General features: G+C 50.7%; 11 protein-coding genes. 7 read left to right on the top strand and 4 right to left on the bottom strand.

The features are described 5' to 3' along the window. Positions 1 to 151: 151 nt before the first annotated feature. The 4 genes from ACTHRH_RS18745 to larA all read right to left on the bottom strand — a co-directional run bounded on the left by ACTHRH_RS18745 (position 152) and on the right by larA (position 4,132). A complete protein-coding gene (locus ACTHRH_RS18745; RefSeq protein ID WP_144940685.1) occupies positions 152 to 1,723 on the bottom strand; it encodes a GMC family oxidoreductase in 1,572 nt (523 codons plus the stop codon). Next, positions 1,720 to 2,316 carry a gluconate 2-dehydrogenase subunit 3 family protein gene (locus ACTHRH_RS18750; RefSeq protein ID WP_379290856.1) on the bottom strand — a complete coding sequence of 199 codons (597 nt, stop codon included), beginning with the start codon at positions 2,314 to 2,316 and terminating at the stop codon, positions 1,720 to 1,722. The genes ACTHRH_RS18745 and ACTHRH_RS18750 overlap by 4 nt, the downstream gene beginning before the upstream one ends. A 5-nt stretch (positions 2,317 to 2,321) precedes the next feature. Beyond that, positions 2,322 to 2,717: a hypothetical protein gene (locus tag ACTHRH_RS18755; RefSeq protein WP_144940684.1), complete on the bottom strand. Its 396-nt coding sequence runs from the start codon at positions 2,715 to 2,717 to the stop codon at positions 2,322 to 2,324. 119 nt (positions 2,718 to 2,836) lie between these two features. Next, positions 2,837 to 4,132 (bottom strand): nickel-dependent lactate racemase, encoded by a 1,296-nt coding sequence (larA, locus tag ACTHRH_RS18760; protein WP_440417069.1) that lies wholly within the window; start codon positions 4,130 to 4,132, stop codon positions 2,837 to 2,839. Between the two features lie 116 nt (positions 4,133 to 4,248). On the opposite strand from larA, the gene ACTHRH_RS18765 reads away from it, so the two are divergent. The 7 genes from ACTHRH_RS18765 (at position 4,249) to ACTHRH_RS18795 (ending at position 11,082) form a co-directional block, all read left to right on the top strand. Next, the gene (locus ACTHRH_RS18765; protein ID WP_144940681.1) at positions 4,249 to 5,196 is read left to right on the top strand and encodes an MraY family glycosyltransferase; all 948 of its coding nucleotides are present in this window, start codon (positions 4,249 to 4,251) and stop codon (positions 5,194 to 5,196) included. Between the two features lie 122 nt (positions 5,197 to 5,318). Further along, entirely contained in the window at positions 5,319 to 6,413 is a 1,095-nt protein-coding gene (locus ACTHRH_RS18770) for a PucR family transcriptional regulator (RefSeq protein ID WP_144940679.1), read from the top strand. Positions 6,414 to 6,527: 114 nt separating this feature from the next. Beyond that, positions 6,528 to 7,649 (top strand): ABC transporter ATP-binding protein, encoded by a 1,122-nt coding sequence (locus tag ACTHRH_RS18775; protein ID WP_144940677.1) that lies wholly within the window; start codon positions 6,528 to 6,530, stop codon positions 7,647 to 7,649. A gap of 203 nt (positions 7,650 to 7,852) precedes the next feature. After that, entirely contained in the window at positions 7,853 to 8,791 is a 939-nt protein-coding gene (gene hprK, locus ACTHRH_RS18780) for an HPr(Ser) kinase/phosphatase (protein ID WP_144940675.1), read from the top strand. A 29-nt stretch (positions 8,792 to 8,820) separates the two neighbouring features. Then, positions 8,821 to 9,747: a prolipoprotein diacylglyceryl transferase gene (lgt, locus tag ACTHRH_RS18785; protein ID WP_150960601.1), complete on the top strand. Its 927-nt coding sequence runs from the start codon at positions 8,821 to 8,823 to the stop codon at positions 9,745 to 9,747. 184 nt (positions 9,748 to 9,931) lie between these two features. After that, entirely contained in the window at positions 9,932 to 10,582 is a 651-nt protein-coding gene (ppaX, locus tag ACTHRH_RS18790) for a pyrophosphatase PpaX (protein ID WP_150960602.1), read from the top strand. Then, positions 10,579 to 11,082 (top strand): acyltransferase, encoded by a 504-nt coding sequence (locus ACTHRH_RS18795; RefSeq protein WP_144940669.1) that lies wholly within the window; start codon positions 10,579 to 10,581, stop codon positions 11,080 to 11,082. Before ppaX ends, ACTHRH_RS18795 begins: the two co-directional genes overlap by 4 nt. Positions 11,083 to 11,493 lie beyond the last annotated feature (411 nt).

The following is an 11,493-nucleotide window of genomic DNA, read 5'->3' on the forward strand; positions in this document are numbered from 1 at the left end:
AGCCATTAGCTCAGTCGGTAGAGCACCTGACTTTTAATCAGGGTGTCGGAGGTTCGAGTCCTCCATGGCTCACCATTTACTTAGACCAAGAACAAGAGGCCATACGGCCTCTTTTTTCGTTGTCAAAATATAACCTGCGAATCGAATCAAATCAATCTAACCTTTTGGCTCTATTGATCAGATGTTCAGCGGTCCGTGCGGCAAGAGCCATGACGGTATTGGTGGGATTAGCCCCACTGGAAGTCACGAAAATGCTGGCGTCACAAATATACAGATTGGGTATATCGTGAGTTTGCCCATAGGAGTTGACTACCGACGTTTCCGGATCATTTCCCATTCTGCAGCCCCCCATGAGATGGGCGGTATCCGGGACAACAAAGCGAATCTGGCCGCCGGCCGCTTTCAAGATCGACTTCATCGAATCCACAGCGTGTTCAATCATGGCTAAATCGTTGTGACCATAGCTAAAAGAAACTTTCGCCCGCGGGACTCCGTATTCATCCTTCTCATCGGATAAAGTTACCCGGTTACCCTCATGCGGCAGCACCTCTCCAACCATCGTCACCCTTCCATAATAATTGTATTCTAATGCGGCTTGTCGCAGCCTGTCTCCCCATACGGGGCCTTCCAAAGATCCGGATATCCCTTTGGCAAAGCTGACCGGTCTAGCGCCGTGCGCATGCAATGAATAGCCCCGGGCAAAACCTCTGTCGCGGTCCGTTGCATAATAGTGCTGGGTTGTCGCCAGTACGGGAGTTCCTTTGTACAGACGGACTTCTTCATCGAAAAGGGCGTAAACATCATGGCTGCTGTGCGGCATAATCGCTTTGCCCACCCATCCGCTCCGATTCGCCAATCCATCCGGAAATTGGGGGGTGGCCGAATGGAGCAGCAGTCTTGGGGTCTCGACGACAAAGGCGGCAAGGATAACCAGTTTGGCCCTCTGCTCGTAGGTCTTACCGTCATGAACGAAGACGACTCCTCTGGCCCGCCCGTCATGGTTCATCGTAATTTGTGTGACCCGGCAATCTGCAAGCACCTCTGCCCCGGCCTTAATTGCCTTCGGGATATGAACAATCAAGGTGCTGAATTTGGCATTCGGCATACATCCCTGATTACAGAATCCGCGATTAATGCAAGGAGGCCGGTCTTCGAAGGGGACCGAAAGGATAGCTAAAGGAGCGACAACACTTTCGATGCCCAGCTTGCTGCAGCCTTGTTGAAAAAGATAAGCGTTAGGGCTAAGCGGATCCCGCTCCGGATAAGGATAAGGCCCGTGAAAGCTGCCCCACGGAAAATAATTCGGGCCGGAAACGGCAATATCTTTTTCAATTTTGCTGTAATAAGGTTCCAGATCCGAATAGCTTATAGGCCAATCCTCCCCCACTCCGTCCACGGTTCGCGTTCGAAAGTCCGATTCATGGAAGCGCAGGAAAACCCCGGTGAAATGAACCGTTCCCCCGCCGATGCCTCGTCCGGAATTGTTATGTCCCATTTGCAGCGGATGGCAGCCATCCACCAGTCTTGTCTCCTGCCAGCCTAAATTTTGCATAGAGAGCTCATCGCTCGCAAAATCCCGCTGCGGGTCCCGCATCGGCCCTGCATCGAGCACGACGACGCTCATTCCCGCCTCGCTTAACTCTTTGGCCAGCACTCCGCCGGCCGCCCCTGCCCCAACAATGACGACATCAACTTCTTCATCTGCATATTTTCGCTGGATCATCGTTCTTTCTCTGCCTCCCAAGGATCGAGCTGCCCGATGGCGGTGCGTATGTACCCTCGAGGATAGGCCGGGCCTCCGTAACCGATTTCCGACCAGATGAGTGGATGGGAATAATAAGCTTCCACTGTCAGAGTCAGCAGCTTATTGAAAACTTCGGTTTGCGGCAATCCGGTCCACACATAGGGAGGGTCGGCCCGATTTTCGCTAAGCTCGATCATAATTTGCCGCTGCTGGTCTTCCTTCAATTGGTGGAAGGGGGTTTGCCAACGCGACATAGCCATAAAGTCGAATGCCTGGATCGCTTGTTTAATCAAAATTCTGACGGGGGGAACTCCCTGCTTCCGCTGACCTTCTCCAATATTGGAGTGAAGGTGCCGGTCTATATGAGACAGCACGAAGCGAATCGGTTCATTCCGATAATCGCCGGCCAGTATGGAGCAGACCGCCCTCAAGGTCTCTGCCTCCGGCAGGCTGAGGTAACGATATTCAGGCTCCGGGTCAAGTCTATCCTCAACAATGGCGCGCGTATGCTTGTCCCAGTGCTCCTTTTCCCTCATAACGTCGTAGGTCGGATAATGAGATTGCGATGTCACCCGCTTCACCTCCAGTACACGGCAATCAGCCCGAGAGCACTCATGGCGAGAAATACAACCGGCAGGACGACAGGGGGCCCCATCAGGAAGTTTCGGGAAGCATATCCTCCCACACGAACGCCAACCCCTCTATAATGAAAATAAAATCCGGCCATTCCGGTAAGTACCCCTGCAAACAATAGAAAGACAAAAAGATAATGGAAGAAGGCGGACGGATAAACGGCCAGCCCTAATCCTGAGAGGAAAATTAGCGGAGATACAACGACAGGTGACCACATGGCTTTATGGTGAAAATTTTGCCGGTAATGCGACATGGTGACTTGCAGGCCGATGAGCAGAAAGGCTAAAGCTACGAACAAAATCAATAGCCGGTCCAGCGGCCAGCCGACCCAGTGGTACATAGTCAAATCCACCTTTCGTATTAATCTGGAAACCGCAAAATTGTAGATATTGTCGGAAGCCGATAATGCGTCAAATTTGAGAACCCGTAATGCATATTTCCTTCTTCTGCCTCAAATAGTCACGGGGCTTCCCGGGCGAATGTAATGGCTCCGTAAGGAAGGATGGCCACAGTATCCGAATGGGAAGAGATCAGTTTATCTAAAGTGGATTGCAGGTCCGGCACCGGAAGGAAGCCAAGTCTTTCGCACACTTCAGGAGGCACCGAGGAGTATAGGCAGACCCGGTGATTCTGAATAATCGGATTCAGATACGTCAGCTTGTGTGCGCCAAGCACGAATGATTTCTCCAGCTTTTGGACAGCTTGCTCCCGATCGGGGAAATTCTCCACCCAGTATTGGAATGTGTCGTCCCCATAGATTTCCTCACAGCGGGCAATCAGGAGGATCGTTCCTCCCTTTCGCGTAAAGGCGGAGGCATTCTGCAATGTTTTCAATGCTTGATACAGCTGAATGTCTTTGGGATGTCCCCCCGGGGAAGCAATGACCAGATCGTAATTCTTGTCGGAGGGAATGCAAAAAATTTTCTTGGCGTGAAGCACTCCCGCCCGGTGGGCATCTATAACGTCTCCCGCAAAGGCCGCAATCATTTCTTTCTTATGATTACAAATAACGTTAAAAAGAAAGTGAACCGGGACAAGCGACAAGGCCTCTTCCATGTCTCGGCGGATCTGATTATCCGGCGATCCGGGTACCGTTTGGGCCGACTGAGAGAGGGCATGGTTGGCTTCTATACAGCGTCTGGAGGCTACCCCGGGAAGCAGGGCCTTCGCGCCACCCGACATCCCTGCCAATCGGTGAGGTTCGATATTCCCGGTAAGAATCCGCAAATCGGCTTCGACCACCAGACGGTTTATTTCAATCGGTGTGCCAATGCTGGTCGTTCCTACCGGAATGCAATCTTCTTCCGCAGGGGAATGGTTCACTACCCGAACTCTGTGGAACACCCGGTCGCCAACGAGAGCGCGAAGCTCATCCTCAGTTTGCTTCCTATGAATCCCTAAAGCAACAATGACTGTAACGGAGGAGTCGGGCATCCCTCCTGCATTAAGCTCGTTCAAAAGCGGCTCGAGGAAAAGGTGGCTTGGACATAAGCGGGTCATGTCGCTAATGACAATGACCGCTCGCTCTCGTTCTGCGGCTAATTCCGCCAAGGACAAGGTTCCTATAGGGTTGCGGAGGGCGCGCTTAATCAATTCCCCGGAAGAAGCTTCAGTTAGAAGCAGGTTCTGCCCGTCCTCTCCTTCCTGATGCCGGCCATATAAGAGCCAATCCGGACGGGCCTGATTCGGGAGATGGAAGGTAACCTCACCTTTGCCATAAGGAATGGTGTAAATAGTAGCCCCTCCTTTATCTATTGGTTAGTCCAATTATTTCCCGTTCACAGCAAAACCATCCAGCCGGTAAGCGTATGATGGAATCTGTTTTAGGTTAGCCTAAAACAAGCGACAGCACCCGAGAGGAGCCAACGCAGATGAACATGATTGTGCCTTTCTTAGTCAGCTTCGTCATAGTGCTCGCGGCCGTCCCGCCACTCGGACAATGGGCAAGACGGCTGAATTTCCTGGATCGGCCCACCTCTAGGAAAACCCATGCCGCTCCCACTCCGCTGATGGGCGGCATTGCCATCTATGGCGGCTGCCTGCTGCCGATGCTTCTTTTTAGCGGATGGACGGACCTGACGAAGACGATCTTGATCGGGGGGACGCTGCTGCTGGCGACCGGTTTACTAGATGATGGGTTCAAGGCACGGGGGAAGGAATTTCCGGTATGGCCCCGTTTGCTGATTTATATAGCGGCCTCCACGGTTCCTCTATGGTTCGGAATTCAAATGATCGGCATTACGGATATTATCGGGGAAGGAATGCTTCTATTCCCGGATTGGCTCGCAGGGTTCGCCACAATAGCCTGGGTATTCGGCATTACAAATATGATCAACTTTATCGACGGGGTCGATGGTTTGGCAGCAGGCATAACAACTATCTCTTCTTTAACGCTGCTTATTGTTTCCTTGCTCATGCAGCAGCCCGATTCGGCTGTTCTGGCCGCCATTCTGGCCGGTTCCTGCATAGCCTTTCTAGCCTACAACTTCTACCCTGCCAAAATATTTCTGGGTGATGCCGGGGCTGTATTTCTGGGTTACACCTTGGCGGTCATTGCCTTGCACGGCGCGTTCAAAAGCGCGACTGTCGTGTCAATACTTGTTCCTTTCCTCGCTTTGGGTGTGCCTATCCTCGATACGCTAATCGTGTTCGCCAGAAGATTTAAGGAGCGCCGGGGACTGCATAGAGCCGATAAGCTCCATACCCACCACGCTTTAATGAAATGGGGTCTCAGTCAAATTCAGACGGTCTCTTTCCTTTATTTGATCGGGGCTGTGTTCTCCCTCTTATCCATTGTTCTATTGCTCGCTATCCGTTGATTATCCGGGCCGGATATATATCTTGGCTCATGCCTATTTTTATCGAAAGGGTTTTCTTCCCGCCGTTCATTCGTTATCATTAAGTGAGATAGGAAACTACATACAGAATTAGGAGCAGGTTCATGAAATGGGAACGGGTTAAGGACAAGCTGGAGCCTATACTGGACAAGCCGTTGCGGATTAAATTCATGGCGACAGAGGATTGGAACCTGTTGGCCGGAAGTACGGGAAATACAAGCGCTATACAAGACGGGGAAATGCTTTTTCTGTTGGAAGGCGATGAAGATGAAGTCGAGCTTATTTCCGTGGGTCGGAGTATGACGGAAACCGAAAGGAAATTAGTGGAGCTGATTCTGGAATCGTTCCGGTTGAGCCATAGTAAAGAAGCCGCCGAAGGAACGGGGGCTGCCCTTAAGGAACCGAAGGCAGCGATCAAGGAATGGCTGCTCGATCAGCTCCGGATTGGGGTAGTCGAAGCGGATGTCCCGGAAGAATTGGCGGAAGCGTTTCATTTACACGAGGAGAAGATCCCCTTTTTACTGCATGGGGATTACTCCGCTTCCCGTCTGTCTCTGCAGACGGAGGAGCTGGAGAAGCTGCTCGTTTCTTTCTTCGATGCAGAGCTGATCGTTATTCCGCTGCTTGAGAAGGAATGGATCATTCTTGGCCCGGTAGAGCTGCTGGAAGCAAGCGGGGAGGAGAGCCGGGAGGATGCGGAGAGTCTGAAGGAGGCACTGGGCTCCATATGCTCGGGGTTGCATGAGATGCTGGCTAACGAATGGATGGGGGAAACCCACCTGGCGGTTCAATATCCCATCATTCCGGCACAATCACTGCTCTCCACCGTTATTGGATTGAGAGAGACGATGGAGCTCGGGAAAATCTATCAACTGGGAGATCCTATCCATTTTCCCTGGGACCTTTATTTGGAAAAACTGTTGAATGAAATCCCGGCTGGCGATATGTCCGAGTTTATCCAGCAAATATTCAAGGCGGATGCCCCTCCGGATTCCGACACCCTTGCCGCGTTGGAAACGTTCTTTTCGCTCGACTGCAACGTCAGTGAAACCGCCAAAAAGCTGTATATTCACCGCAATACTCTGTTATACCGGCTGGACAAGTTTAAGCAGGAGACAGGTCTGGATGTCCGCAATTTTCGCGATGCCGTTCAAGTGCGCATTGCCTTGCTATTGTATAAAGTTACGAAAAGAAAATAATTTTTTTGTAGATATTGTGCATAGTCTTTTAATAGCCGGCTGGTATAAGATATAGTCATATCACTAATACGACTTATAAATCTTAAACTTAAATTTTGTAGGGGGAATGAGCATATGGCAGGAGTACGTTTACATCATATCGTTAAGAAATATCCCGGTAACGATGAACCTACCGTTAAGGATTTCCATCTTGATATCAAGGATAAAGAATTTATCGTTCTCGTAGGCGGGTCTGGTTGCGGGAAATCTACGACTCTTCGTATGATCGCCGGATTGGAAGAAATTACAGAAGGAGAACTCTATATCGGAGACCGCCTGGTTAACGACGTAGCTCCTAAAGACCGCGATATCGCGATGGTTTTCCAGTCCTATGCCCTTTACCCTCACATGAACGTATATCAGAACATGGCTTTCGGTTTGAAATTGCGTAAATTCAAGAAAGCCGACATCGACGAAAGAGTGCGCGCAGCCGCTAAAATTCTCGATATTGAGCATCTTCTGGATCGTAAACCGAAGGCTCTCTCCGGTGGACAGCGTCAGCGTGTTGCCCTCGGACGCGCAATCGTTCGTGAGCCTCAAGTCTTCTTGATGGACGAACCGCTTTCCAACTTGGATGCCAAGCTTCGTGTACAGATGCGTGCGGAAATCAGCAAGCTTCACAAGCGTCTTGGTACGACCGTTATCTACGTAACGCACGACCAGACAGAGGCTATGACGATGGGACAACGGATCGTCGTTATGGAGCAGGGAGTCATTCAGCAAGCTGCGACTCCGGACGAAATTTATAACCATCCGGTGAATATGTTCGTTGCCGGGTTCATCGGATCGCCTTCCATGAACTTTATCAGCGGAACATTGTCTGAGCAAGGCGGCAGCATGTATTTCAAAGCCCAAGGAATCAATGTTGAAATTCCTGTAGGCAAAGCCAATGTTCTGAAGGAAAAAGGATACGTAGGCAAAGAACTCGTTCTTGGAATCCGTCCGGAAGATCTTCACGAAGAGCCTGTCTTCCTGGAAGCTTCTCCGAATACAATCGTAGACGCTAATATCGAGGTAGCGGAGAACCTCGGACATGAAATGTATCTGTACATTTCGGGTCTTGGTCAGGACACCATCATCGCCCGTGTAGACGGACGTTCCGGTGTGAAGGAAGGAAGCACGGTTAAGCTTGCTTTTGATATGAATAAAGTGCATTTCTTTGATAAAGAAACCACATTGTCGATCTTCTCGAAGTAATCGACAGTGGTAAGTTCGGGCCGGCTTTTGCCGGCCTTTTTCTGTGTTTGTAAGTTCCGGGCTCCCGCAAAGTACCCGGAATATGCTCGAAGGGTATGCTTCACTTTGTGGAGTAATGTCACATCCCGTATTTCAGGGACGGTTGATTTCAAAGAGCATTTCCTTTACGATATTACTATTGGAAAACTAAGGAGTGGGGAAGCGTGCCGAAAAAAATAAAGGTCTCCGACCTGGTCCGGCATTTTCGTATGGAAGTCATATGCGGCGAGGAAGGACTTAAGAGAGTGATTTCCGTTGCCGATTTATATCGACCCGGCCTGGAGATGGCCGGCTATTTTGCCTATCACCCTCATGAAAGGGTGCAGATATTAGGAAAGACCGAGCTGACTTTTTTCCAAACCTTGTCCGAAGAGGAACGCAAGGATCGGATGGAGAGACTCTGTGCCAATCAATCCCCTTGTATCTGTATTTCCAGAGATTTGGCGGTACCGGTGGAATTGATCGAGGAAGCTTCCAAGAAGCAAATTCCGGTGCTGCGTAGCAAGCAGACCACGACAACGCTGATTAGCAAGATTACCGGGTTTCTTGAAGGGAAGCTCGCCCCGTCGACGACCATCCACGGGGTTCTGATTGATGTATACAGCATAGGGGTCCTAATTACCGGAAGCAGCGGTATAGGCAAGAGCGAAACCGCCCTCGAGCTGGTCAAGCGCGGACATCGGTTGATTGCCGACGATGCGGTGGAGATTCGGCAAACGGCGGAAAATATTCTGATTGGCAATGCGCCCGACCTTATCAAGCACCTGCTTGAAATTCGCGGTGTCGGAATCATTAACGTGATGACTTTATTCGGAGCGGGGGCCATTCGCGACAATACGAAAATATCGATGGTTTGCAAGCTGGAAACATGGCAGCAGGATAAGCAGTACGACCGTTTGGGCTTGGATGAAGAGACGACACGAATCATTGATACCGATGTTCCTCTCGTCACGATACCGGTCCGTCCGGGCCGAAACCTGGCGGTCATTATTGAGGTAGCGGCGATGAATTACCGGTTGAAGAGAATGGGCTACAACGCCGCACTGCAATTTACGAACCGTCTGACGGAAACGATGAACGAAGAGATGGACAATATGGATTGATATTTTCTTAAGAGAAGGGGGATACGCCCTTGCTGTTAAAACTTAACCCGGTTGCTTTCTCCTTGGGCCCGATAAGTGTTAATTGGTACGGAATCATTATTGGAACGGGTGCTCTTATAGGCTTATTGCTGGCCGTTCAAGAAGGGAAAAGATTCAAGCTGAACCCCGATTTTTTCCTGGATCTGCTGCTTATCGGCGTACCGGCAGCGATTGTCGGAGCGCGGGCTTATTACGTTGCATTTAAGTGGGACGACTACAAGGATAACTTTCTTGATGTTTTTAAAATTTGGGAAGGCGGAATCGCCATATATGGGGCGCTCATCGGGGCGGTCATCGGGGCCTTTTTCTATGTCAGGGCGAAAGGGTACAACTTCTGGCGCATTGCGGATATTTGTGCTCCCAGTCTGATAGCCGGGCAGATGATCGGCCGTTGGGGAAATTTCATGAATCAGGAGGCTCATGGCGGGCCGGTTACTGAAGAATTTCTAAGAAACACTCTTCACCTACCGAACTTTATTGTTAATCAGATGAATATTAACGGGGTTTATTACCATCCTACATTCTTGTATGAATCTCTATGGAATCTGGCCGGCCTGCTGCTTCTGTTCTGGCTCCGCCGGAGGCCGTTTATGAGAGCGGGAGAGCTGTTTATCTCCTATCTGATGTGGTATTCATTAGGACGCTTCTTCATTGAGGCGGTTAGGACGGACAGCTTGGCGTTCAATGGTCCGGAATGGCTCGTATCATTAATTAACATTCTGTGGTCGCCGATGAATCTCTTGTTCGAGCAGGGCGCAATGGCTTACGGAAACGTTCGAATTTCCCAACTGCTGGCGATATTTTTAATTATTGCAGGCTTCGTTCTGATTTTCTATAGAAGGAAGGCCAAGCTGGCGGAGGTCAGATATTCCGACCCCATCGAATCCAGCAAGCCTCAAAGCGCTGTCCAATCCTAGCGAAATGCTGGTAACGGACATCCGGGAGGAGCATGTATGACATGTTAATGATGCCTCCCCCGGCAAGGTTCGTTTGGGCTTGGCTAGTGGATGACCGTTTTCTCAGCGAATTACTAAATTCCGGCTTGAGCCGCAGGTTTAGTCAATGACCGGGCTTGTTTTGAAACCTTATAAGGAGCTAACCATGATTAAAACGATTTTGTTCGATTTGGACGGGACTATAATCAACACGAATGAGCTGATTCTTGCTTCTTTTTTTCACGCGCTGGAGGGAATAAGCGAGCAGCCTGTTACACGCGAGCAGATTATTCCTTACTTCGGCGAGCCGCTCGGTAAACAAATGAAGCTGTTCAGCGGCCTTGAACAGGTCGATCATTTGGTGGACAAGTACCGTGAATTTAATATGGCGAAGCATGATGAGATGACTACGGAATTTCCTTACGTCAAGGAAGTGCTTGATCAACTGCACAACGAAGGAATCCGTATGGGTGTTGTGACAACGAAGATGAGGGATACGGCTGTCAAAGGGCTGAAGCTGTTCGATCTGGAACAGTATATGCAGGTTGTTGTGACGTTGGATGACGTAACGAAGGCCAAACCCGATCCGGAAGGAATAAAGCTGGCGATGCGCAAGCTGGACGCCGATCCGGACAGCACGCTGATGGTTGGCGACAGCCAGTATGATATCCAGGCGGCACAGAACGCCGGAATCCGTGCGGCCGGGGTCGCTTGGTCGATCAAGGGCAAGGAATTTCTGAACCGGTTCGAGCCGGATTATATGCTGGACGACATCAGAGATCTGCTGGAATTAACAGCAAAGAGGGATCGGTCTTGAGAAATGTAAAGAGATATCCTACGGAAGGCCCTAACGCATTATGGCAAGTCTATAGTACGGTCAGCAAGTGGAAGGCGGTACGGAACTTTGTATTTATACAAATTTCGCGGTACTTGCCTTCTTTGCGCATGAAGAATTGGATATACCGCCATGTGCTGGGAATGAAGGTCGGAGAGCATACTTCGTTCGCTCTTATGGTGATGGTCGATGTGTTCTTTCCCGAGAAAATTCATGTCGGAAACAATACCATTATTGGATATAACAGCACGATACTGGCCCACGAATATTTGATTCATGAATACCGCTTGGGGGAAGTGCGGATTGGCTCCAATGTCATGATCGGAGCAAATACGACCATTCTTCCTGGGGTGACGATCGGTGATCATGCCGTTGTCGGCGCAGGGTCGGTCGTGCACAAGGATGTGGCTCCGTACAGCTTCGTGGCCGGGAATCCGCTGCGGGTCATCCGGGAACGTGCGGACCAGGAGCGGCCTGATTAAGTAGATCCGGCTCGGGGGGCGGGTTGACCACTGACTATGTAGCACAGCACCACGGGCTTTCCGCACCGTACGCGTCTCCCGGCGCCGCAGTGTTTGGCGTCACAAGACGGTGGCCAAGCACAAGCCGGGAGAGGCACTCGTTGAGCGAGGCCCTAGCGGTGATGCTCTTTCAGCGGCGCGAGGGGTGGGTTGACCCAATGACTATGCAGCACAGCACCACGGGCTTTCCGCGCCGTGCTTGACTCCCGGCGCGCCGTGTTTGGCGTCGCAAGACGGTGGTCAAGCACAAGCCGGAGAGGCACTCGTTGAGCGAGGCCATAGCGGTGGTGCTCTTTCAGCGGCGCGAGGGGTGGACTAACTGTATTTTATGCAGGTAGTTTGGGGCCAATGGCCAAAATGATCGTAACTAAC

Origin of the sequence: Paenibacillus sp. SAFN-117, from assembly GCF_051966115.1 — a bacterium.
Lineage (GTDB): Bacteria > Bacillota > Bacilli > Paenibacillales > NBRC-103111 > Paenibacillus_L > Paenibacillus_L residui.

Coding starts and splice junctions, on each gene's coding strand:
- ACTHRH_RS18765 (WP_144940681.1), top strand. CDS start 4,249: ATGAACATGATTGTGCCTTTCTTAGTCAGCTTCGTCATAGTGCTCGCG.
- ACTHRH_RS18775 (WP_144940677.1), top strand. CDS start 6,528: ATGGCAGGAGTACGTTTACATCATATCGTTAAGAAATATCCCGGTAAC.
- ACTHRH_RS18745 (WP_144940685.1), bottom strand. CDS start 1,723: ATGATCCAGCGAAAATATGCAGATGAAGAAGTTGATGTCGTCATTGTT.
- ACTHRH_RS18770 (WP_144940679.1), top strand. CDS start 5,319: ATGAAATGGGAACGGGTTAAGGACAAGCTGGAGCCTATACTGGACAAG.
- ACTHRH_RS18755 (WP_144940684.1), bottom strand. CDS start 2,717: ATGTACCACTGGGTCGGCTGGCCGCTGGACCGGCTATTGATTTTGTTC.
- ppaX (WP_150960602.1), top strand. CDS start 9,932: ATGATTAAAACGATTTTGTTCGATTTGGACGGGACTATAATCAACACG.